General features: G+C 50.6%; 21 protein-coding genes and 2 pseudogenes. 9 read left to right on the top strand and 14 right to left on the bottom strand.

What is annotated here, in order from left to right:
• Positions 1 to 319: 319 nt before the first annotated feature.
• From ABCW45_RS05565 to ABCW45_RS05535, 7 genes are all read left to right on the top strand, one after another.
• Positions 320 to 505: a cysteine-rich KTR domain-containing protein gene (locus tag ABCW45_RS05565; protein ID WP_003431289.1), complete on the top strand. Its 186-nt coding sequence runs from the start codon at positions 320 to 322 to the stop codon at positions 503 to 505.
• A 16-nt stretch (positions 506 to 521) separates the two neighbouring features.
• Entirely contained in the window at positions 522 to 1,505 is a 984-nt protein-coding gene (gene rlmN / locus ABCW45_RS05560; protein ID WP_002584956.1) for a 23S rRNA (adenine(2503)-C(2))-methyltransferase RlmN, read from the top strand.
• A gap of 473 nt (positions 1,506 to 1,978) precedes the next feature.
• Positions 1,979 to 2,416 (top strand): sigma-70 family RNA polymerase sigma factor, encoded by a 438-nt coding sequence (locus tag ABCW45_RS05555; RefSeq protein ID WP_002604474.1) that lies wholly within the window; start codon positions 1,979 to 1,981, stop codon positions 2,414 to 2,416.
• Entirely contained in the window at positions 2,400 to 2,642 is a 243-nt protein-coding gene (locus ABCW45_RS05550) for a helix-turn-helix domain-containing protein (RefSeq protein WP_002604473.1), read from the top strand. Before ABCW45_RS05555 ends, ABCW45_RS05550 begins: the two co-directional genes overlap by 17 nt.
• A 458-nt stretch (positions 2,643 to 3,100) precedes the next feature.
• Positions 3,101 to 3,274 carry a transposon-encoded TnpW family protein gene (locus tag ABCW45_RS05545; protein WP_002604472.1) on the top strand — a complete coding sequence of 58 codons (174 nt, stop codon included), beginning with the start codon at positions 3,101 to 3,103 and terminating at the stop codon, positions 3,272 to 3,274.
• A 77-nt stretch (positions 3,275 to 3,351) separates the two neighbouring features.
• On the top strand, positions 3,352 to 5,025 hold the full coding sequence (locus ABCW45_RS05540; RefSeq protein ID WP_002604471.1) for a recombinase family protein: 1,674 nt from the start codon (positions 3,352 to 3,354) through the stop codon (positions 5,023 to 5,025).
• 255 nt (positions 5,026 to 5,280) lie between these two features.
• Positions 5,281 to 7,188: an SEL1-like repeat protein gene (locus ABCW45_RS05535; protein ID WP_343220452.1), complete on the top strand. Its 1,908-nt coding sequence runs from the start codon at positions 5,281 to 5,283 to the stop codon at positions 7,186 to 7,188.
• Here the strand turns inward: ABCW45_RS05535 and ABCW45_RS05530 are convergent.
• Positions 7,134 to 7,436: a PBECR4 domain-containing protein gene (locus ABCW45_RS05530; RefSeq protein WP_242990729.1), complete on the bottom strand. Its 303-nt coding sequence runs from the start codon at positions 7,434 to 7,436 to the stop codon at positions 7,134 to 7,136. The two genes, ABCW45_RS05535 and ABCW45_RS05530, sit on opposite strands and share 55 nt — an antisense overlap.
• A 282-nt stretch (positions 7,437 to 7,718) precedes the next feature.
• Here ABCW45_RS05530 and ABCW45_RS05525 point away from each other — a divergent pair, with 282 nt between their 5' ends.
• Positions 7,719 to 7,958, top strand: a complete 240-nt coding sequence (locus ABCW45_RS05525; RefSeq protein WP_117471340.1) for a relaxase — start codon at positions 7,719 to 7,721, stop codon at positions 7,956 to 7,958.
• Positions 7,959 to 8,151: 193 nt separating this feature from the next.
• Positions 8,152 to 9,462, top strand: coding sequence for an ATP-binding protein (locus ABCW45_RS05520; RefSeq protein WP_425518594.1), 1,311 nt, complete (start codon positions 8,152 to 8,154; stop codon positions 9,460 to 9,462).
• 67 nt (positions 9,463 to 9,529) lie between these two features.
• On the opposite strand, the pseudogene ABCW45_RS05515 reads toward ABCW45_RS05520, so the two are convergent.
• The 13 genes and pseudogenes from ABCW45_RS05515 to ABCW45_RS05455 all read right to left on the bottom strand — a co-directional run.
• Positions 9,530 to 9,880 (bottom strand): annotated as a pseudogene (locus tag ABCW45_RS05515) (ParA family protein); the annotation flags it as partial.
• A gap of 623 nt (positions 9,881 to 10,503) precedes the next feature.
• Positions 10,504 to 11,715, bottom strand: a complete 1,212-nt coding sequence (locus ABCW45_RS05510) for a tyrosine-type recombinase/integrase (RefSeq protein WP_343220451.1) — start codon at positions 11,713 to 11,715, stop codon at positions 10,504 to 10,506.
• A 147-nt stretch (positions 11,716 to 11,862) separates the two neighbouring features.
• Positions 11,863 to 12,036 (bottom strand): annotated as a pseudogene (locus tag ABCW45_RS05505) (tyrosine-type recombinase/integrase); the annotation flags it as partial.
• Positions 12,012 to 12,221: a hypothetical protein gene (locus tag ABCW45_RS05500; protein WP_242994115.1), complete on the bottom strand. Its 210-nt coding sequence runs from the start codon at positions 12,219 to 12,221 to the stop codon at positions 12,012 to 12,014. The pseudogene ABCW45_RS05505 and the gene ABCW45_RS05500, both read right to left, overlap by 25 nt.
• A gap of 71 nt (positions 12,222 to 12,292) precedes the next feature.
• Entirely contained in the window at positions 12,293 to 12,523 is a 231-nt protein-coding gene (locus ABCW45_RS05495; protein ID WP_002576363.1) for a MerR family transcriptional regulator, read from the bottom strand.
• Positions 12,516 to 12,938, bottom strand: a complete 423-nt coding sequence (locus ABCW45_RS05490) for a type II toxin-antitoxin system PemK/MazF family toxin (protein WP_343220450.1) — start codon at positions 12,936 to 12,938, stop codon at positions 12,516 to 12,518. Before ABCW45_RS05490 ends, ABCW45_RS05495 begins: the two co-directional genes overlap by 8 nt.
• Positions 12,939 to 13,520: 582 nt before the next feature.
• Entirely contained in the window at positions 13,521 to 13,682 is a 162-nt protein-coding gene (locus tag ABCW45_RS05485; protein ID WP_242992203.1) for a hypothetical protein, read from the bottom strand.
• 294 nt (positions 13,683 to 13,976) lie between these two features.
• The gene (gene trxB / locus ABCW45_RS05480; RefSeq protein ID WP_117484748.1) at positions 13,977 to 14,906 is read right to left on the bottom strand and encodes a thioredoxin-disulfide reductase; all 930 of its coding nucleotides are present in this window, start codon (positions 14,904 to 14,906) and stop codon (positions 13,977 to 13,979) included.
• Positions 14,907 to 14,920: 14 nt separating this feature from the next.
• Positions 14,921 to 15,244: a thioredoxin family protein gene (locus ABCW45_RS05475; RefSeq protein ID WP_107000750.1), complete on the bottom strand. Its 324-nt coding sequence runs from the start codon at positions 15,242 to 15,244 to the stop codon at positions 14,921 to 14,923.
• Positions 15,245 to 15,405: 161 nt separating this feature from the next.
• Positions 15,406 to 16,587 carry an FprA family A-type flavoprotein gene (locus ABCW45_RS05470; RefSeq protein ID WP_117470959.1) on the bottom strand — a complete coding sequence of 394 codons (1,182 nt, stop codon included), beginning with the start codon at positions 16,585 to 16,587 and terminating at the stop codon, positions 15,406 to 15,408.
• Between the two features lie 37 nt (positions 16,588 to 16,624).
• Entirely contained in the window at positions 16,625 to 17,668 is a 1,044-nt protein-coding gene (locus ABCW45_RS05465; protein WP_117470960.1) for a ribonucleotide-diphosphate reductase subunit beta, read from the bottom strand.
• A gap of 10 nt (positions 17,669 to 17,678) precedes the next feature.
• The gene (locus tag ABCW45_RS05460; protein WP_343220449.1) at positions 17,679 to 20,195 is read right to left on the bottom strand and encodes a ribonucleoside-diphosphate reductase subunit alpha; all 2,517 of its coding nucleotides are present in this window, start codon (positions 20,193 to 20,195) and stop codon (positions 17,679 to 17,681) included.
• A gap of 165 nt (positions 20,196 to 20,360) precedes the next feature.
• Positions 20,361 to 21,572, bottom strand: a complete 1,212-nt coding sequence (locus tag ABCW45_RS05455; RefSeq protein ID WP_117470962.1) for an FprA family A-type flavoprotein — start codon at positions 21,570 to 21,572, stop codon at positions 20,361 to 20,363.
• Between the last annotated feature and the right edge of the window lie 2 nt (positions 21,573 to 21,574).

Here is a 21,574-nt window from a genome sequence, read left to right as displayed (position 1 = left end):
CTTCCTGTTGTGTATTGACAGTAGACTGATTTTCTGATAAAATAAAATTTATGTAAAAGGAGGCGGCGTTTATGTTGCATAGCATGCGTATTAGATAAGCATTGAAAAAAAGGATTTTCCCATTTTCAACATGGGCTTTTTTGTCATGCTTATTTTGCGGATGCTATACAAAAAACTAACGACGTATAGATATAGTATAGACATAGTGCAAGCTATGCCTTAGTTTTGTTGTACTGCTCTGTGCATTATAAATGCAGGTCAATGCTCATGTTGAGGATTGACCTGCATTTTTTTGTGTAAAAAGGACGAGTGAAATATAATGCTTAAAAAATATTGGATAAAATGTCCGATTTGTAACGGAAAGACGAGAGTTCAAGTATTTCATAATACTGTATTAAAAGATTTTCCTCTTTTCTGCCCTAAATGCAAATTGACGCATATCATTGATGTAGAAAAATTAGAGATTGTAATCAAAAATACAGAAAAACAAACTTTTATTATTTAGAAGAAAGGATATAAAAATGAAACGTTTACCTAAATATACGCCTGCGGAAGTACGGAATGATCCATACGGATTTACTTACAAAGAAATGTCGGAAGTTATTGGCGAGAATGAAGCAAAAGCCTTATATGAAGAATTATATAAGCAATTACCACGCAAAAAAAATCTATCAATGTTGGTAAAAAATATTTGCAAAAGCAGTGATACTGAAAAGTATGTTTACGAACTGAAAGACAACAAATACATTGAAACGGTTTTTATCAAGCGGCGAGATGGTGGAACTGTTTGCGTGAGCACACAAGTCGGTTGTCCTGTTGGTTGTATTTTTTGTGAGTCCGGGCGAAATGGCTTTGTTCGTAATCTAACATCGTCAGAAATCGTACAACAGATTATATTGTTGCGTCGAAAAGTAAACCGTATCGTTTTTATGGGTATGGGAGAGCCTTTATTCAATTATGACAACTTGATAAAAGCAATCCATATTCTCCGAGATAGATATGGGCTCAACTTTCCAACCGACGGCATTACCATATCAACAGTTGGTCCGGTCGATCAATTAAAAAAATTGCGCGAGGAACATCTTAAAATTCAGTTGACAATATCTTTACACGCAGCAACACAATCTGCAAGAAATCGTATTATTCCTCACATGCGCATATATGCTATTGAAGATGTTGTTAAGCAAGCCTTATCCTATTCTGAAAGGCATAATCGCAAAATTGTCTTTGCGTATTTGCTTTTACCGGGTATAAATGACCGGCCCTCAGATGTAAGACAACTTGCAAAATGGTTTCGGGGCAAAAAAGTTATGATTAACGTGTTACAATACAACCCAACAAGCAATTCAAGAATTAAAGCACCACAGAAACGGGAAATAGTTGCATTCAAACATCAATTAGAGCAAGCAGGACTTGAAGTTACTATGAGAGTTTCTCATGGCAGAGAGATTAACGCGGCTTGTGGACAGTTAGCTAACACATATAATAAATTCAAAAAAAAATGATTAAAAGTGCCAGACGCATAGACGCAGAGCCGATAACGCATTAGGTCAAAAAACCTATGTGTTATCGGCTTTTTTATTTAATATTGCGCAAAAGCCGCTGTTCCCTATTATAGAATGGATTGCGGGTAGTGTATTAAAGTCGCCCTTTTTTAAGGATACGGCGGTATCGGGGAGGTATCGCCGTGTCCATTTTTATTTACTGTAACCCGCCTAATGCTTTGCGGTCAAAAAAAGCTATGCTCCGCAAGCGGGATATTCCGGCTATGAATGTGAACTGTCAATACATTTAGCTACTGCTTACATTTCCTTTGCGCCCGTCCGCGTCTTGCGGACGGGCGCATTTTGCTTTTTTCAACTTTTTTCTGAAAAGCGCACTCAAGAGCCATCTCCCGAACGGGTACGGAGCGAAAGGGGCAGAGAGGACAAGCCCTTAACTCCCGTCCTCTACTCCACGCGGGAAGGAGGTGAACTCTATGGAGCTATCTTCTTCCGACAAGGAAAGAATACAACATCAGTACGACGCATTAGCAAAGAAAACTTTGGTCGGCGAAGCGAAAAGCCACCGCCGCACTCTTGCGAAACGCGCAGCACGCGAAGTTACTTTTTCGGATTTGAGCGAAAGCGAACTCGCGCAGCTTTTCACAACGGACGAATACGAAAGCGATTATTTCCGTTTTCAAGTGTCCGGCTTTGATGTACTCGTCAAAAATGAACTGCTTGCCGAAGCCCTTAACGCTTTGCCCGAAAGGAAACGCGACATTATCCTTTTGTCCTACTTCTTGGATATGAGCGACGCGGAAATTGGCGAACTGCTGAATGTTGTACGCACGACGGTTTTCCGGCACAGGAAATCCGCGCTTGCGAAAATCAAACAGTATTTGGAGGGAAAAGCAGATGATGAATACCGTTAGGAAGTCTGAAAATCTGTTGCCGTTCCCTGTCATTTCCGCAGCGGCAAACGGCGACACAACCGCCATGTGCGCGATCTTGAAGCACTACGAGGGTTACATAGCGAAACTTTGTACCCGCACGCTGAAAGACGACGCGGGCAATACCTATTCCTATGTGGACGAGGAAATGCGTAACAGGCTGCAAGTGCGCCTTATTACCCGCACCCTTGCTTTTCATGTAGGATAATCTTTTAGCCCATGCGGGGAGCGTGTCCCCTTTCCACGCTTCCCGTTATGGGCTATTTGTCGTTCCGCAAAAGCATATCCGCTGTTGATGTGCTTTTGCAGGCCGACAAAGCCTATTGTTCTTTGACAAAGAAAGCGGCCTTTGGTGCGCAGCATAACAGGCAAACGGGTACATTCCGTCTGTACCGAGCCAGTCGGCGGGTACGCCATGACAGCTTTTCCCCATAGGGGAAAAGCCGAGCGAGAACTACCGCGCCGTAAAACAGGTTTAGCAGCTTGTGGGCGACGACATACAAGGCGGCACAATGATACTCCCGCGTTGAACACCCTCAAAGTATTGCGCGGCGCACCCATAAGCATGGGCCGGGGTGAAACTCCCGTGAGGTTGCAGCTAACAACCGCCCGTTTTTGCCTTTTGACGAATATAGTTTATCCATACAGGAAAAGGAGGTTTTTCTAATGGATAAAAAACAGACAATTACAACCGAACGCAAAATAGGGAAAATCACCTATCTTGTTCAAGCGTTGCCGAGTGAAAAGGCAACCGATACAATCCATAAAAAGATTGAGAAACTCATTGTAAAGGATTTGCAGAAAAAGCCCGGAAATCCGGGATTTTTAGCGTCCGAGTAGTGCATTAGGCGGCGGGATATGGTATAATGATAGCAACACATTATACCTGTTTATTCGGCTGTCGGAAAGGAGGACTAATGTTACAGTCGAATAAAATCACCGCCCTTTACTGCCGTTTAAGTCAAGAGGATATGCAAGCCGGAGAAAGCGGAAGCATACAGCACCAAAAAATGATACTTCAACGCTATGCGGACGAACACCATTTTTTGAACACAAAGTTTTTTGTGGACGACGGATTTTCCGGCGTGAGTTTTGAGCGCGAGGGGCTGCAAGCGATGTTGCAGGAAGTGGAAGCCGGACGAGTGGCGACGGTCATTACCAAAGACCTTTCCCGTCTTGGCAGAAACTATCTGAAAACGGGCGAACTCATAGAGATTGTATTTCCCGAAAACGGAGTACGCTATATCGCGATCAACGACGGAGTTGACACAGCGCGGGAGGATAACGAGTTTACCCCCTTGCGGAACTGGTTTAACGAGTTTTACGCCCGCGACACAAGCAAGAAAATCCGCGCAGTTAAACAGGCACAGGCGCAAAAAGGCGAGCGCGTCAACGGGGAATATCCATACGGCTATATCCCAGACCCGAACAACCGCCACCACCTTATACCCGACCCGGAAACCGCGCCGATTGTCAAACAGGTTTTCGCTATGTTTGTTAGCGGCGTGCGTATGTGCGAAATCCAAAAATGGCTTGCGGAAAACAAAGTCTTGACGATTGGAGCGTTGCGCTATCAGCGTACAGGACAGGCGCGGTATCAGCGGGCAATGATCGCCCCCTATACTTGGCCGGACAAAACGCTCTATGACATATTAGCAAGGCAGGAATATTTAGGGCATACCATAACCGCGAAAACTCACAAGGTATCCTACAAGTCGAAAAAGACCCGGAAGAACGAAGAAGAACAACGCTATTTCTTCCCAAACACCCATGAGCCGCTTGTTGACGAGGAAACCTTTGAACTTGCGCAAAAGCGGATTGCTACCCGCCACCGCCCGACAAAAGCAGCGGAGATTGATATTTTTTCCGGCTTGCTGTTTTGCGCTGGTTGCAGACATAAGATGTATTACCAACAGGGCGTAAATATCGAGCCGCGCAAGTTTTCCTATTCTTGCGGCGCATGGCGCAACAGGGCAAGGACAGGCAGCGAGTGTACCTCTCATTATATCCGCAAAAACGTACTTCTTGATTTAGTGCTGGAAGATATGCGGCGGGTTTTGCGGTATGTTAAGGAACACGAACAGGACTTTATCTGTAAAGCTACCGAGTACGGCGACATGGAAGCGAGAAAGGCATTAGCGCAGCAGCAAAAGGAACTTTTCAAAGCACAGGCGCGTATGACCGAACTTGACACGCTTTTCCGCAAGCTGTATGAGGACAACGCATTAGGCAGACTGACAGATGAACGGTTTGTGTTTCTAACTTCCGGCTATGAGGACGAAAAGAAATCCCTTGCCGCAAGGATAGACGAGTTACAACAGCAGATCGCAACCGTTACCGAGCGAAAAAGGGATATATCAAGGTTTATTCAGATTGTCGGGAAATACAGCGACATACAGGAATTGACCTATGAAAACGTCCATGAGTTTATCGACCGTATTTTGATACATGAATTAGACCGGGAAACCAACACCCGGAAAATCGAAATCCATTATAGCTTTGTCGGACAGGTTGATACCGAGCAGGAGCCGACGCAAGTTGTCAACCATGACCGCCGCAACATGGTAGATGTAAAAAGTATCGCTATCTAACCCCAGCAAAGTTCGTTCCTGAATATCCATCATCACTGAAATGCTGAATATTATCAAATCCATGCTGTACTGCATAATCTTCCAGATACTTCTTCTGCAAGGACGATGCAAACCGCGCCATCAAAGTGGTGCACGATAAGTTCTTCGGCAACGAGGACTGACCGATCGGTCTTTCCTTTTTTGAAGCAGCGTGTTATACTATAGAAAATAGTGTAACGCGCTGCTTTTTTCAGCAGGCGGAAGGAGTTAGAAACGATGATTTATCACTGCGAGGATCACACCTGTAATTATTGGGATGAAGGCGAAAAGCTGCCGGAGCGCTGTCCGCAGTGCGGCCGGAAATTGCTGCGCGCCAACGAGGCCGATATGACCGGAGATGATTGGACGGCTTTAGGCAACACCCTTTGGGATGCAGAGGCATCGGATAAAAAGCGCATGGTGGATTGTTTTCGGAAAGCTGCATATCTCGGCAGCGCATGGGGCGTATGCAATCTGGGCATCTGCATGGAGCAGGGAAACGGCGTGGAGGCGGATCCGGTTCAGGCTTTTTGGCTTTATCAGCAGGCGGTGGAAATGGGGAGCCTGAATGCGGTGTGCTGCTTGGGCGTGTGCTATCAATACGGCATCGGCACGGCTCCGGATGCGGAAAAGGCTGCCGAGTTATACTGCAAGGCGGCGGAATACGGTTCGCCCCGCGGACAGATGCTGCTCGCCCGCGCCTTCCACGACGGGATCGGCGTGGAAGCCGACGCTGCCGAGGCCGTGCACTGGGTGCGCGCGGCGGCGTATCAGCGCTACGGTGAAGGTATGTACCGGCTGGGCGTATGCTATGAATACGGCGACGGCGTGGAGCAAAACTGGGAGCATGCTGTGCATTGGTTCCGCGAGGCGGCAGAGAGTGGCGTGAGCGCGGCAATGACGGCTCTGGGATACTGCTATGAAAAGGGCTGCGGCGTGGAGCAGAGTGGGGAGCAGGCCTTTTCCTGGTATCGCAGAGGCGCACAGTGTGGCGATTTGCAATCCATGCATAATCTGGGATGCTGCTATGAAAAGGGCCGCGGCGTGGAGCAGAGTTGGGAGCAGGCCTTTTCCTGGTATCGCAGAAGTGCGGAGTGCGGCAATCCGGTTAGCATGAGCAATCTGGGCTTGTGCTATCAAATGGGATATGGCGTGGAGCAGAATTGGCAGGAAGCCATAAAATGGTATGAGCAGGGCGCACAGTGCGGCGATTTGCAATCCATGCATAATCTGGCATGCTGCTACGAGGGCGGCGAAGGCGTGGAACAGAACGAAGACAGGGCGTTTTACTGGTATCGCCGCAGTGCCGAAGGCGGCAACGGCAGTGCCATGTGCAATCTTGGCCGGTGCTATAAAAGGGGATATGGCGTGGAGCAGAATTGGCAGGAAGCCGTAAAATGGTATGAGCAGGGCGCACAGTGTGGCAATTTGCAATCCATGCATAATCTGGCATGCTGCTACGAGCACGGCGAAGGCGTGGAACAAAATATGACGGAAGCGATCCGTTGGTATACTGCTGCCGCCGAGGGCGGAAATGCTGATGACATGTATGAGCTCGGCTGGCAGTACGACCACGGCGAAGGCGTGGAACAGGATATGAAAAAGGCAATTTGCTGGTACGAACGAGCAGCAGAGCAGAACCACCCGGCTGCCATGAATAGCCTGGGCGAATGTTATGCGATGGGACGGGGCGTGCCGCGGGATTTGGAAACGGCCATGGAATGGTATCGCCGCGCGGCGGAGCTGGGCGAAGCCATGGCGGATTACAACATGGGATGGCATTTGGAGCAGGCAGGGAAGCTGTCTGAGGCGTATGCCCATTACCGCAAAGCTGCCGATGGGAATGACGACAGCGCCTGGTGGGCGTTGGGGCGTTTTTATGAAAACGGCGTCGTCGTTGCGCAGGACGGAAAGGAAGCGCGCCGCTGCTATGAAACTGGCGAGAAATTGGGCAGTGTGAAATGCAAAATGCGCTTGGCGCGCTGCAAGCTTTTGGGTATCGGCGGCCGCAGGGAAAAGAAAGCCGGTTTGGATCTATGCCGTCAGGCGTTGGAATTGGCAAAGGAGAGCAGCGAAAAAGAGGATTACGGCTATGAAGCCGAAATGAATCTTTTGCGGCGTACCATTGCGGAAAACGAATCATAAAGGACGAAAAAAGGGACGCTTCGGCGCAATGTCATGATGCCGGTTATGATTTCATCAAATACAGAACCACGATTTTGTTTTGCGATCCGCAAATCTTTCAGTTTTCCAAGACCCATCAAATGATGAAAGTCCAGTTTGGAGAAGCCAATCACCAACTCTGCGGTTTTTCCCTTTCGGCCAATAATGATCCGATATTGTATCTCCAACAAATTTTCAAATGCTTTTGCACACTTTTGTAATTTATCCATAAAACCTCTCTGTCCACATAAAGAAAGCCGCCCTGCAATGCAAGGCGGCTTTGAGCATTTTCTTTCGGCTTGCAGCCTACTCCGGTTTGAGGTTACTGCACAACCCCTACTGAAAGCTCTGCATAACAAGGCATTCCGGTACGCTATTATGCTTCAACGCTTTGGCAGACACACGCCGTTGCCTACCTTGTACTATTATTATATGCAACTTTAGAAAATATGTCAATCCCCATGAAAAATCAGAAAATATCTCCTCTGCTTATGAGAAAGGAGGCTCCATCTATGGCAACCACACGCATCATGCCCCTGCATATCGGCAAGGGGCGCACTGAGAGTCAGGCAATCAGCGATATTATTGATTATGTGGCAAATCCGCAAAAGACCGACAACGGAAAACTGATTACCGGCTATGGCTGTGACAGCCGGACCGCCGATGCGGAGTTTCTGCTGGCGAAGCGGCATGATACTTGTAATTACCATAATAGAAGGACCTCCTCTCATAAATATTTTTGTTTTCGCTGAACTCTTTGCTTCTATCGTTGCAATAACTTTCTCCGCTAGGTATAATAAAAAAGAACATTCTACAACCTCAAAGGAGGGATTTCTATGATAGAACAGCTCATTGCTGAAGCAACAGAATGTGATTTCAAAGTTGCTCTCGAAACAAAAAAGCCAAAAAGCTGGTTAAAAAAGTGTCAGTGCCTTTTCCAATGGAATCGGCGGCACTCTGTTTTTCGGAGTCTCCGATGACCGGGAGCCTATCGGCTTGTCCGATGTTCAAAAGGATGCTGAAGCGATCAGCCGCTTAATCAAAGAACGAATCACACCATTACCTCAGTTTATCTTAAAACCATTACAGGAAGATGGTAAAAATCTATTAGCTCTGGAGGTTTCTCCCGGCCGCAGCACCCCATATTATTACAAGGCAGACGGCGTGATGGAAGCATATATCCGTGTTGGAAATGAAAGCGTAATTGCCCCGGATTACATTGTGAATGAACTGATCTTAAAGGGAAGCAATCAGTCCTTTAATACCCTAACAACAGATGCGGTAAAAAAGGATTACAGCTTTACACTTCTGGAAGCAACCTATCTGGAACGGACTGGTCTCCGCTTTGAGCCATCCGATTATGTCTCCTTCGGTTTGACTGACAAAAATGGGGTCTTGACCAATGCCGGAAAGCTCATGACTGATCAGCACACAGTCTATAACTCCCGTATGTTCTGTACCCGGTGGAATGGCTTGGAAAAAGGCTCTATCTTTGATGATGCATTGGACGATAAAGAATACGAAGGGAATCTGATTTATCTACTGAAAAGCGGCAGCGAATTTATTCGCAATAATTCCAAAGTCCATTTTGTCAAAGAGGCACAGTATCGGGTAGACAAGCCGGATTATGCTGAACGAGCTGTGACAGAGGCTCTTGTCAATGCGCTTATCCATCGTGATTATATTGTGCTTGGCAGCGAAATCCATATTGATATGTTTGATGATCGGGTGGAAATCACATCTCCGGGCGGTATGTTTGGCGGCGGCTCAATTCAGGAATACGATATTTACAGTATCCGTTCCATGCGACGAAACCCTGTGATTGCTGACCTGTTCCACCGCATGAAGTACATGGAACGCCGTGGAAGTGGCCTACGCAAAATCGTCAGTGAAACCGAAAAGCTGCCTGGATACACAGAGGCATATAAGCCCGAATTTTCCTCAACAGCGACAGATTTCAGAGTCATTTTGAAAAATGTGAATTACCATCTTAGTCAGAAAGACTTAGTCAGTGACCAAGATTGTGACCAAGTTAGTGATCAAGATAAATCACAGGACATCCTACACGCAGTCTTGGATTTTTGTATAACAGAAAAAAGCAAACAAGAAATTTGCTCGTTTATTGGTTATCGAAATCTCACTTATTTTACAAGAAAATATTTGAATCCTCTACTGGCAAGTGGCCAGCTTAAAATGACTATTCCAGATAAGCCAAACAGTCGAAAACAAAAATATATTACAGTTCGTTCCGAATAAACAGAGAAGCAGGGCATTGGGTCTCATCTCCCATTGTCCTGCTACTTTTCATTCTAAATTATATTCACATACCGGAAAGTTGAATGTCGGCGGGCATCAAGTCTACTCCCTCCAGGTGGTGCAGGATACCCTCGCCGGAATGAATCGGCTCATCCATCAGGATATGCCCCATAGCGTCCGACAGCGTAAAGGGCAACTTGTCCGGCTGGGGATTGCCTAAGCTGATCGTCAGGCTGCCTTGCGGGTCTCCGTCGATCAGCAGGACTTTCTTTCCGGCCTGCGCCAGCCCGATTCCCAAGTTGGCACAGGTCGTTGTCTTGCCAACGCTTCTCCGCTCCCGCTCCGGTCGGCGCTGAACATGTGCCACTGGCACATAGCGCCCTTTCTGGTTGGCAATGGCGATGATTTGCGTGTTCATTGACTTCACCTCATTTCTGATTATTGCTGTTGCTTCTGGAAATAGAAAAAGCCGCCACTTCAAAATTAACAGTGAAGTGACGGCTCTTTCTATCGCCGGAATACGAGTTCCTGAAATGAAAAAAGCACCCAGCATTTATACTGTGTGCTACATCAAATTCATATTCAATTATTCAAATTAGCTCAAACTATGCCAAACTGCCACAGCCAAAAACGAGGGGAAGGAGGGCTGAAAAGCCCCCCCAAAAAATCGGCTCTCGGTTAACCACTTTAGGAACCACTTCCCCCTCTTTTTGCCCTCTTTTTAGCCAGTTAACCACTTGCGGACCACTAAAAATTGGATGAAATCGGCTCTCGTTTTGCCAAATTTGGTCAAACCATATCAGCCCGTTTAGATATAGCAAAAGCCCGGAAAACCTTGATTTTCCGGGCTTTTGTAAACCTTTTGATATAGTCTGAGCAGTCGATTATCGCTTGCTGAACTGCGGAGCGCGACGAGCTGCTTTGAGACCGTACTCACCTATCCTTGGTCCAAAAAGTCCAGTATTTATGCGGGTTTTCTGGTTTTCCTCTCTCAGTAAACCCATAGGTAAACCCACGAAATCGCGAGATTTTTGGTGCCGTTTAACGCAGCCCGAATGCAGCATTCACAACGCTGCTTAATTTCTCAAGTTTATTATACTTGACTTTCGCATAGATGTCCATAGTCGTTTTGCTGTTCTCATGGCCTGCCAGATACTGCACCGTCTTTGGATCAACACCTTTGTAAATCAGATTGGTGATGTAGGTGTGCCGCAGCATGTGCGGAGTCACCTTGAAGTCCATCGTATACACCAGCTTGGGATTGTTCGGCTGATGCTCACCAAGCCTTGGCTTTATTCTATGCTTGATGGACTGCCCATTTACATAGGTGTAATAACAGCGTTCTGCGGTGGAACGGACTGTTATGTACTTCCAGACCCTCACAAACTGTGCTTCCGTCAAAACAGTTCCCTTTGAATTGGAGATCACATATTCCGATTCTGATTTTTCCCTTGCTTCCTTGAGACAGGCTACCAGGCATTTGGGAATCGGAACATCTCGCTTCGCTGCCGGAGTCTTCAAAAGTGTGTTGACCACCGGCTCACCGCCTTCCACATGCCATGCACGCCTTACAGAAATGTACGGCGTTTTTTCATCCAGGAATACGCAGTCCCATTTCAATCCAAGAATCTCTTCTCTACGCAATCCCGCGTACAAGCCGATCATTACGAAAACATACGGTGGTAGCTCACGAATGCTATCCAGCAAAATGGCAGTCTGTTCATCCGTCAAAGCTTCGCGCCGTTTCGCAGGCTTTCCTCCTCTTGCGCAAATCGTTTTGGATGGATTCTCTTTGATCACCTTGCTCTCTTCTGCCGAATTAAAAATGTTCTTAATCAGCATATTGAGCTGACCATACATTCCGGAAGAACCTTTTGATAGCGGAACCATCAGCAGCCGCAGGTCATCTGTGGTCACCTCATCCATATACATCTGTCCAATCGGCCCCACGATGTACCGATTCACCATCCGCACGTATCCCTCCAACGTATTGGTTCTTACCGTTCCAGACCGCATCAACAGCCATTTTTCGCAGTACTCTTCTACGGTCGGATTCTCTCTGTGGAAAACCACTTCCGCGATTTTCTTCTGGGCATCTTCCACCCGGTCATATAATTCTTCGCGTGTCAGCCCATAAATCGCCACTCTCTTTCCGTCTGCATCTGTAATCCGGGTGCGGTAATACTGTACCCCTTTCATCATCACTGTTCCGTATTCCGGAAGTTCAGCAGGGCGCTTTTTTCCTTTAGCCATGTGTTCTCCTCCTCGTCTATCTTCATACATTGGGTGTTGCTACTCTTATTATCATGGCGTACACTACTTCCTTCAAGGATGTCGAATGTATGTAAAAAGGGCAGGGATTTTTGACCATCCCTGCCCTAAGTTTTTTCTGATTTACTCTTAATCCCACGATGCAAAAGCATCTTCCAGCACTCCCGCGAGCTGCTCTGGGCGATTATATTTCACCTTGGCGTAAATATCCATGGTGATCTTGCTACTTTCATGACCGGCAAGATACTGAACGGTCTTCGGATCAACCGAAGCATGAATCAGATTCGTAATATAGGTGTACTGCGGCGATACGTCTTGTTCTCAATCTGCTGGATCGCTTCCTGTTCCTTCTGGTACAGTTCCTCTCTCGTTCTTGCATATAAGGAAACCCGCCGCCCCTGCTGATCTGTTACACGGGTGCGATAATACTGCGTTCCCTTCATACCCACCGTACCATAATCGGGAAGCATCATTCTTCTTGCCGCCATATCATTACCTCCAATCCTGTTGTTGCTTTCATTATTGCGGATTCATCGTCCATACTCAACGATGTCGATTTTTACCGCCGAAAGCTTCGAGGTTTGCGATATGTCGCAGCACGTTCCATCGGTTTTGCACGGTGCGTACATTTTGCAATGTACTCCTGAATCCCCACTTCCGTGAAATAAACGCAGCCGTTTTCCACATACTGAACATAGGAGATCAAACCGTCTGTTCTTGCAGCATCCAGTGTTTTTACGCTGATTCCCAGTATACTGGCTGCTTCCTTCCTTGTAATCAGTTTATCCATCGCCTTCTTCGCCTTCCTTTCGGCATTTGCCCTGTCTTTTTTTCTCTGCCTGTTCCGGAATGTAATAACCAAGCTGAATCCTTACAGCTTCTTCAATCCCACGCATCTGCCCCTTACTTACCCGCCCAAGATAGCGAATCACGCATATCTTGTCGCAGGTGTCGAGCTGTTCTGCCAATACCATAGACGGTTTTGCCAGTCCCTTTGCTTTACGGAGAAAGAAATGCGTTGGCTGCTTTCGCTTCTTCTCAATTTTCGATGTCAGCGGAGCAATCGTGATTGTCGGCGCATAATAATTACCGGCATCATTCTGAAGAACCACAACAGGACGAACACCGCCCTGCTTTGATCCAACCGGAACACCGAGATTGGCGAGATATAAATCACCTCGCCGATAAACCCAGTTTTCTTTCATTTTCTGTTGTCTCCAATCTCCATACACTGATATGGATAAAGCCTGCCAGGTATCATGCTGATACAGCACCCAGCAGTGCTTTCTGAAAATATGGTTTCTCTGTACTTTTTCTTATCACCCCAGAGATGTAGGATTTCTCACAGGCGGCAGTGTGCTTCACTGCTCCATTGGAATTTAACCATCCCGCCTTCCTTATGGCCGGACCGCGAATTACGGAAGTATCATTGTCCCTGTCTGGCTTTAGCACCGCCGCCGGTTGCAATCCGGCATTTGCTTCTGCGAAACCGCTATCGCCCCGATGGGCTTCATGGCGTGCAGTCGAAGGCTCGACCAAACAGGAATGTACCTGAAGAATGAGTATTCAGTTTTCAAGGGACATCCGGACTTTCGTCCTTACAAAGTAAGTTTAACAAGAATCCTCCGGTTTCGCGTTGGCCTCGTAGGCGCACTTTGGTTGTCCTTGCAGGACTACATACGGTTTGTTTTGATTTTTTCAGTGTCCTATGCAGTCGGATTGGGGCAAAAAAAATACCTCGTTGGTTTCCCAACGAGGCATCGAAGACGATTCTATCTCATACGACTTCACATCATGCATCCGAAGATTTGTTTTACAAAATTCGCTTGGTTTTTTCCAGAACGCTTAAACTGATCATATGCTCCTTCCGCATGAATAATCAGCATTTCAATTTCTGGAGCAGTAATGACATTTACCACGTCAATTTTCTGCTCATATGCTTTACTCAATCGAAATTCCTCTCTGCGAGAATCCAAAATCCGTATCACAGAAATCTGCTTATCGAATCCTTTCCGTAAGTACTATGCATAAAAGCACAGCCGCAGAGTACATCTGTGGCTGTGTTTTGTGTTCAGTTGCTCACTGTTGCGTGGACTGGATATGGAGAGACAACATATCTCCCGATCTTACATGGGTGATCTTATCTGCCATCACTCTGGCAGTTTTCCTTGCAGATATGTCGGCATCCCCACTGCGGTCGTATCCGGCCTGACCTTAAACATGGCTTTTTCAATCTACCTTCCTTATCGGTTTTCCGCGATATATTTCTCCGCCATGTGGACTGCCACCGCGCCGTCCGCCACGGCGGTGGCCACCTGACGGAGGGGCTTCGTCCGCACGTCGCCCACGGCGTAAACGCCGGGAATACTGGTTTCCGTGGTCTCTCCGGCCACGATATAGCCGCCGCCGTCCAGCGCCAGTTGACCCACCGCCAGCGCCGTGGCGGGCTGTCGGCCCACGCTGACAAATACGCCGTCGCAGTCCACCACGCTTTCCTCACCGGTGACGGTGTCCCGCAGGCGTACGCCGGTCAGCCTGTCCCCGGAAAGCAGCGCGGAAACGGTGCTGTTCCAGCGGAATTCCACATTTTCGGCCTGTTCCAGTGGCTCGTGATAGATCTTGGTGGCCCGCAGGGTGTCTCTGCGGTGGACGAGGATCACCTTTTTCGCCACGCGGCTGAGAAGGAGGGCATCTGCCGCGGCGGAATTGCCGCCGCCCACCACGACCACCGTTTTGTCCTTGTAAAACATCCCATCGCAGGCGGCACAGTAGGCCACGCCCCGGCCCAACAGCTCCGTCTCTCCGGCAACTCCCAGCGTTCTGGGGTCTGCGCCGGTGGCCAGCACCACGGTTTTCCCCCGGAAGATCCCCTCGCTGGTCTCCACGAGCTTGGGAACCGCCGTCAGATCCATGCGGAGAACTTCCGCGTATTCGCTGCGTGCCCCAAAACGCTCCGCCTGCTTTTGCATCTTCTCCGCCAGAGAGAAGCCGTCGATCCCGTTCTCAAAGCCGGGGTAGTTGTCGATCTGCTCGGTCAGGGCCATCTGCCCGCCAGCAGACAGCTTTTCCAGCACGACGGTGTCCAGCCCCGACCGGGCCGCGTACAGGGCGGCGGTGTAGCCGCCCGGGCCGCCGCCCACCACGAGCATATCATAAACATGATTGTTGTTCATATCTGAACCCTCCGTTATTTCGCCAAGGCTTCCTGAATGAAGCGGTCGATCTCTGCCTTTGAGCCGGGCGCGGTGATGGAATCCACGGCCTTTCCGTTCCGGTACAGCACCAGAGTTGGGATGACCTCAATCCCCTCGGCCCCCGCCAGCCGCGGCTCCTCGTCAATATTGATCTTGCTGACAACGAGGCTGTCCGCGTATTCCTCTCCAATCTTCTCATACGCAGGGCCGATCCTCCGGCAATAGCCGCACCAGGGCGCCCAGAAATCCACCAAAACGGGCTTTTCGCCCCGGGTCGCCTGCTCAAACTGCTCCTGATTCATATTCATAGCTGCCATATCTGTCAGCTCCTTTCTTTTGTTTGGGTATTCTCAAGACTCCGTTCTCGCCCCACACCACATCGTGACCTCAACCTGAGATGACGGTACTCTGCCCTTGGGACATAAAGCAGATGAGTAAGACCATCATCTGTACGAGAATATCTGCGGTTTGTTGCAGCTTATTCCGCGCAGAGCTCCGCCACAAGAGCGTCCATCTGCGCTTCGCTGGTTTGGTTCAGTGCGCCGCGCAGCGATACCTCCGTTTCACACAGTCGGAGTTCCTTCATCTTTTCCAACTCGGCGCGCATCAGCCGCGCGGCAGCAGGGGCCCATGAGCCGTTTTCCATGAGGCCGATCCGGCGGTTTCGGAATCCCTTTGTCTGTAAATGATCCAAAAAGGCCTTCATGGGCGGGAACAGTCCTCCGTCATAAGTGGAGCAGGCCAACACCAGTTTCCCGCAGTAGAACGCACTGGCAACAGCGTAGGAAAGATCTGTCACAGTGAGATCACATATGCTGACCTGCACGCCTTTTTTCTCTAATTTACCCTTGAGGGTCTTCGCCGCATGGGCAGTATTTCCATGGATGGATGCGTGGGCAATCAGTATGCTCTCCGATTCTTCTGGTTCCCATTGTGACCAGAGATCATAGAGCCGCAGACACTCCTCCAGCCCTTCTGTAAGCACGGGACCATGGAGCGGGCAGATCGTTTGGATCTCCAGCGCGGAGGTCTTTTTCAGCAGAGCCTGCACCTGTGCGCCATATTTCCCGATAATATTGTAATAATACCGTCGGGCCTGCGGCACCCAGGGGGCACGGGCAGTCCGTTCCAGTGAGCCAAAGCGTCCGAAGGCATCCGCCGAGAACAGGATTTTTTCCGTTTCCTCATACGCCGTCATCACCTCCGGCCAGTGTACCATCGGTGCCAGCAGGAAGCGCAGCCGGTGTGAGCCCAGAGAGATCGTGCTGCCCTCGCCAACCTCCAGCATACGGTCTTCCGACAATGCACCCGTGCCAAAGAACTGCTTGATCAGGGTAAATGTTTTCGCGTTTCCCACGATCTTCATCTCCGGGTACTCTTGCGCTATCCGCATGAGGCTGCCGGAATGATCCGGCTCCATGTGTGTGACCACAAGATAATCGGGGTTGCGCCCCCCCAACACCTGCGCTACATTGGAAAGCCATTCCTCCGCCGCCCGTGCGTCCACGCTGTCCATCACGGCGATTTTCTCGTCCAGAATGACATAGGAGTTGTAGCTCACTCCCATAGGCTGGACGGGGTACTGGTTTTCAAAGAGTGCCAATGTGTTATCATCCACCCCTACATAGCGGATGGCATCTGTTACCGTTCGGATATCCATATAAAAAATACCTCCTATTCTGATGTCTTTGGTTTTCTTATAAATCGTCTATCAGTGCGGTGCTCTTGGCGTAGGCGGTACTGCGTGCCTCAAAGAAATCGGTCTTGACCATATTGGCGTCAGCGTACTGGCTGACCCATTCCATGCTCTCCGGTTCGCTCTCAAAGCCCGGATACAATGCCGGATAGCCAAGGCTCGTCCAGCGAAGATTGCCGAGATAGCGGATGTAATCGCTGATCATCTGCCGGTTCAACCCCGGGATGTCGTCGCCGATCACATAATGCCCCCATGCGATCTCCTGCTCCACGCCCTCACGCATCATCTCGCGCAGCGCTTGTACGCTCTCGGCGGTGAACAACTCCGGCTGCTCCTTTTGCAGCTCCGTGATGATATTGCGGAACAGCCACAAGTGCGTGTTCTCGTCGCGGTTGATATAGCGGATCTCCTGCGCCGAGCCGGGCATCTTCCCGTTTCGGGAGAGATTGTAGAAGAACATAAAGCCGCTGTAAAAATAGATGCCCTCCAAAATATAGTTCGCCATCATCACGCGCAGCAGCGTGGGAGCGTCCTTCCGCTCCTGAAACTCGTTGTAGCAGTCCCCAATGAAGGTGTTGCGGCGCAGCAGATGCTCGTCCGTTTTCCATTGGTAGAGGATGTCATTGCGCTCCACGGGGGAACAGATGGTGTCGAGCATATAGCTGTAGCTCTGTGAGTGGACACACTCCTGAAACGCCTGAATGGACAGGCAGAGATTGACCTCGTTGGCTGTAATGTAGGCGCCGATATTAGGCAGGTTCGCTGTCTGAATGGAATCCAAAAAGACAAGAAAACTCAGAATTTTATCGTAGGCGCAGCGCTCGGCTGACAGCAGGCGGGGATAGTCCTTCACATCCTGCGAGAGATTGATCTCCTCAGGGATCCAAAAGTTGTTCATGGCCTGCCGGTACCAGTCGCTGACCCAAGCGTACTTCATATTGTTGAAGTCGTTGAGGTTGGTGGTATTGCCGCCGATCATGCGCCGCAGGCGCACATCAGGGTCGCCCTCCGGGTTAAAGAGGGGCTTTTTCTTCAGTTCCATCATGCTATCCTCCTTATGACGAGCAGCTTTCACAGGCCTCGACCTCAAGGGCCTTGCTGCGGACATAATAAATGGTCTTGACGCCGGCCCTCCACGCCTCCAAATACAGTCTGAGCACCTGACGCATGGAATAGTCATTGGTGATATAGAGATTCATGCTCTGCGCCTGGTCAATATGTCTCTGGCGAAGGCCCGCGGCGCGCACCGACCAGCTTTGGTCGATCAGATGCGCCGCCTTATAGTACCACCATGTATCCATAGAAAGCTCCGGAGCAACGCGGGGCAGCATGCTGCCCTTTTTTTCCTCTAAAAAGAATTTCTTCATAATTGGATCGATGCCCGCCGACGTGCCGGAGAGGATGGATGTGCTGGAAGTGGGTGCGACAGCCAGCAGATAGGCGTTGCGCATTCCCTGCACCGCCACCGTTTCCGCAAGCGCCCGCCACTTTTCTGAGGTATAACCTCGCTTTTCAAAATACGCGCCTGTCTGCCAGTCGCTGCCCTCAAAGAGCGCGTAGCGGCCCTTTTCCCGTGCCAGTGCTGTGTCCGCCTTGATGGCGGCGTAGTTGATATGCTCGAACACCGCGTCGGTGAAGGCAAGGTGCTCATCGCTCTCCCAACGGATGCCGCGCTTTGCCAGCATGTGGTGGTAGCCGCTGACGCCCAGGCCGATGCTGCGGTACTTCTGATTGGTAAGCCGCGCGTATTCCAACGGGTAGAAGTTGAGGTCGATCACATTATCCAGTGCGCGGATGGCCGTTTCCACCGTGCGTTCCATATAGGCCTCGTCCTCCACCGGCAGATTACCGAGAGACAGACTCGCCAGGTTGCAGACCACAAACTCACCTGGGCGTGTGCCCGTCACCACCACTGTGTCGCCGTTCTCCGTGTGCACCTCAGTGCTGATATGCTCGATGGGCGCCATGTTCTGCGCGATCTCTGTGCAGAGATTGGAGCAATAGATCATTCCCGTGTGGCCGTTTGGGTTCATACGATTTACGCTGTCGCGGTTGAAGGCGAAGGGCGTGCCGGTCTCCACTGCCGAGCGAAGCACCAGCCGCACGATGTCCTTGACGGTGACGCTGCGCTTTTCGATGCGCGGGTCATTGACGCAGTCCAGATACCGCTTCTCCCATTCCGTACCCCAGTAATCCTCCAGTGCGTAGCCCTTGACCGTGAGGATCTCATGCGGACACATGAGATGCCACGGCGCGTCTATGTTCTCCTCCGCCAGTCGCCAGAAGAGATCCGGATAGCACACGGCGGGAAACACATCATGCGCCTTCATGCGGTCGTCGCCGTTGTTGGTGCGCAGTTGAAGGAATTCAGGCAGATCCCGGTGCCATGCGTCTAAGTAAACCGCCGCAGCGCCCTGCCGCATCCCCAACTGATCCACCGCCACGGCGGTGTCGTTGACCAACCGGATCCAGCGGATAACACCGCCCGCCGCCCCTTGAAAGCCGCGGATGGTGCTGCCTGCAGCGCGCACCTTACCGAAGTACATCCCCATTCCACCGCCAAATTTAGAGACCTTTGCGAAGTTGTCCAGCGAGCGGTAGATGCCGTCCAGACTGTCCGGCACAGTGTCCACAAAGCAGCTTGAAAGCTGATGGTAGGGCTTTCGTGCGTTGGACATGGTAGGTGTCGCCATCGTGACCTCCATACGGCTGAGCATATCGTAAAAGCGTTTTACCCACCCCATGCGGTCAGAGCCTTCGTTCATAGCAAGATGCAGCGCGATACCCAAAAACATCTCCTGCGGTGTTTCCAGCGGCACGCGGCTGCGTGACTGGATCACATAGCGTTTGAGCAGCAGGTCAAGGCCGGAGTAGGTGAACAGCTCGTCCCGTTCCGGGCAGAGAAAGTCCTCCGCCATAGCGATCTCCTCGTGGGTATAATGGGCAAGAATATAGTCACCGTAGAGTCCCTTATCCGTCAGATAGCAAAGCCTGCCATAGAGGTCGCCGACGCCGCGCCCCTCCCATTCCTGTGCGTTGCGACAGCGAAAGGAGTGGTTCAGAAGCCGCGCCGCGATGAACTCCCACTTGGGTGCCTCTGCCGTAGTCAGCTCTACCGCTGCCTTGGTCAGTGCCTCAGCCCTCTCATCCTCCGTCATGCCCGGGCGACAGAAGCTCTCAAACTTCATTTGAAGCGCCGCGAGGGAGTAGATTTCCTCGGTAAAATCCATCTGGATACGGCGCAGCACCTCGTCAAGCGAGTTATCCCCCACCGTCTGCGCGATGGTATGCCGGACGCGGCGCAGCGCAGACCGCTTTTCGCGATAGAGGATGTACGCCTTGGCCACCTCATAGTGTCCGCGCTCCATGAGCGTCCGCTCCACCTCGTCCTGCACACGTTCCACGGTGAGCGGTACTGTGACGGAGAGATTGTCGAGAACGGCAGTGAGGATCTCCTCCAGCTCTCCGCCCCCAATCTCCCTTCCCTGTCCATCAAACGCTTTTTTCATAGCGTTGAAAATTTTCTCCTGTTGAAAAGGAACAGACTTCCCGTTTCGTTTTCTGATCTCCATTTCGATCCTCTCATCTTCTCCGGTCACTTCTCATGTCCTTTTGGGCAAAGAGCGGGCAAGCGCAGTATCACGCTTGCCCGCTCTGTTTTTGAAAGCCGGTTTTTCTGCAGCCGACACGGCGGGGCTGTTTGTTGTCTGTTGTCTTGGTTTTGGCTTTCCTGCCAGTTACTTCATAGATTCCAGAATGGCGTCCGCCAGCGCTTCCAGCTCGGTGCGCTTGTCCGCGCCCATGGACGATGCGAGGCTGAGCCGCTCGTTGAGCACCGTCATGTTTTTAAGCTCGTCGTTGACGAATTTCTGCATGAGGTCGCCGGACTTCACCGCCCACGAGCCGTTTTCAATGATGGCAAAGGTGCGGTTTTGCAGATTCAGCGCCTTCATGTCCATGAGGAAGTCATGCATGGCGGGGTAGATGCCGAGGTTGTAGGTCACGGAGGCCAGAACGATGTGACTGTACTTGAAGGCCTCGGAGATCAGCTGGGAGACATGGGTGGAGGACACATCGTACATCGCCACCTTGCTCATGCCCTTGTCGCAGAGCGACGCCGCCAGAGCCTGCGCCGCGTTCTCCGTGTTGCCGTACATGGAGGCGTAGACGATGAGCACGCCCTGGGTTTCAGGGGCATAGCGGCTCCAGGTGTCGTACTTTTCGATGAACCAGCCCAGATCCTTGCGCCACACGGGGCCGTGGAGCGGGCAGATATACTTGATCTGATCCAAAACGCCGCCGGCCTTTTTCAGCAGGAGCTGGATGTGGGGACCGTACTTGCCCACGATGTTAGTGAGGTAGCGGCGGGCGTCGTCCAGCCAGTCCCGCTCGAAGTCCACCTCATCGGCAAACAGCTTGCCGTCCAGCGCGCCGAAGGTGCCGAAAGCGTCGGCGGAAAAGAGGACGCCGTCGGTAACGTCGAGGGTCACCATGGCCTCCGGCCAGTGGACCATAGGCGCACCCACAAAGGTGACGGTGTGCTTACCGAAGGAGAAGGTATCGCCCTCCTTCACCTCGATGCACTCATGCCCGTCCACATGGAAGCCGAACTGACGCATGAGCATGAATGCCTTCTCGTTGGAGATCAGCTTCACCTTGGGATGGCGCAGCAGGATCTCCTCGATGCAGGCGGCGTGATCCGGCTCCAGATGGTTGACCAGCAGGTAGTCCAGCTCGCGGCCGTTCAGCACATATTCTAAATTTTCCAAAAGCTGGCGGCAGGCAGACCAGTCCACCGTGTCAAAAAGCACCGTCTTTTCGTCCAACAGGCAGTAAGCGTTGTAGCTTACGCCCCGGGGAATGGGAAAGCAGTTTTCAAACAAGGCCAGGCGATGGTCGTTGGCGCCTACCCAATAGAGATCATTTGTTACTTTACGCACGCAATACATCT

Source organism: Pilosibacter fragilis (genome assembly GCF_032490495.1).
GTDB classification, from domain to species: Bacteria; Bacillota; Clostridia; order Lachnospirales; family Lachnospiraceae; genus Pilosibacter; species Pilosibacter fragilis.
This window is presented reverse-complemented; position numbering and strand designations above follow the sequence as displayed.

Excerpts from the sequence above, each read along its gene's own strand:
- ABCW45_RS05565 (WP_003431289.1), top strand. The coding sequence starts at position 320 with ATGCTTAAAAAATATTGGATAAAATGTCCGATTTGTAACGGAAAGACG.
- rlmN (WP_002584956.1), top strand. The coding sequence starts at position 522 with ATGAAACGTTTACCTAAATATACGCCTGCGGAAGTACGGAATGATCCA.
- ABCW45_RS05555 (WP_002604474.1), top strand. The coding sequence starts at position 1,979 with ATGGAGCTATCTTCTTCCGACAAGGAAAGAATACAACATCAGTACGAC.
- ABCW45_RS05550 (WP_002604473.1), top strand. The coding sequence starts at position 2,400 with ATGATGAATACCGTTAGGAAGTCTGAAAATCTGTTGCCGTTCCCTGTC.
- ABCW45_RS05545 (WP_002604472.1), top strand. The coding sequence starts at position 3,101 with ATGGATAAAAAACAGACAATTACAACCGAACGCAAAATAGGGAAAATC.
- ABCW45_RS05540 (WP_002604471.1), top strand. The coding sequence starts at position 3,352 with ATGTTACAGTCGAATAAAATCACCGCCCTTTACTGCCGTTTAAGTCAA.
- ABCW45_RS05535 (WP_343220452.1), top strand. The coding sequence starts at position 5,281 with ATGATTTATCACTGCGAGGATCACACCTGTAATTATTGGGATGAAGGC.
- ABCW45_RS05530 (WP_242990729.1), bottom strand. The coding sequence starts at position 7,436 with ATGGATAAATTACAAAAGTGTGCAAAAGCATTTGAAAATTTGTTGGAG.
- ABCW45_RS05525 (WP_117471340.1), top strand. The coding sequence starts at position 7,719 with ATGGCAACCACACGCATCATGCCCCTGCATATCGGCAAGGGGCGCACT.
- ABCW45_RS05510 (WP_343220451.1), bottom strand. The coding sequence starts at position 11,715 with ATGGCTAAAGGAAAAAAGCGCCCTGCTGAACTTCCGGAATACGGAACA.
- ABCW45_RS05500 (WP_242994115.1), bottom strand. The coding sequence starts at position 12,221 with ATGGCGGCAAGAAGAATGATGCTTCCCGATTATGGTACGGTGGGTATG.
- ABCW45_RS05495 (WP_002576363.1), bottom strand. The coding sequence starts at position 12,523 with ATGGATAAACTGATTACAAGGAAGGAAGCAGCCAGTATACTGGGAATC.
- ABCW45_RS05490 (WP_343220450.1), bottom strand. The coding sequence starts at position 12,938 with ATGAAAGAAAACTGGGTTTATCGGCGAGGTGATTTATATCTCGCCAAT.
- trxB (WP_117484748.1), bottom strand. The coding sequence starts at position 14,906 with ATGAACAACAATCATGTTTATGATATGCTCGTGGTGGGCGGCGGCCCG.
- ABCW45_RS05475 (WP_107000750.1), bottom strand. The coding sequence starts at position 15,244 with ATGGCAGCTATGAATATGAATCAGGAGCAGTTTGAGCAGGCGACCCGG.
- ABCW45_RS05470 (WP_117470959.1), bottom strand. The coding sequence starts at position 16,587 with ATGGATATCCGAACGGTAACAGATGCCATCCGCTATGTAGGGGTGGAT.
- ABCW45_RS05465 (WP_117470960.1), bottom strand. The coding sequence starts at position 17,668 with ATGATGGAACTGAAGAAAAAGCCCCTCTTTAACCCGGAGGGCGACCCT.
- ABCW45_RS05460 (WP_343220449.1), bottom strand. The coding sequence starts at position 20,195 with ATGGAGATCAGAAAACGAAACGGGAAGTCTGTTCCTTTTCAACAGGAG.
- ABCW45_RS05455 (WP_117470962.1), bottom strand. The coding sequence starts at position 21,572 with ATGTATTGCGTGCGTAAAGTAACAAATGATCTCTATTGGGTAGGCGCC.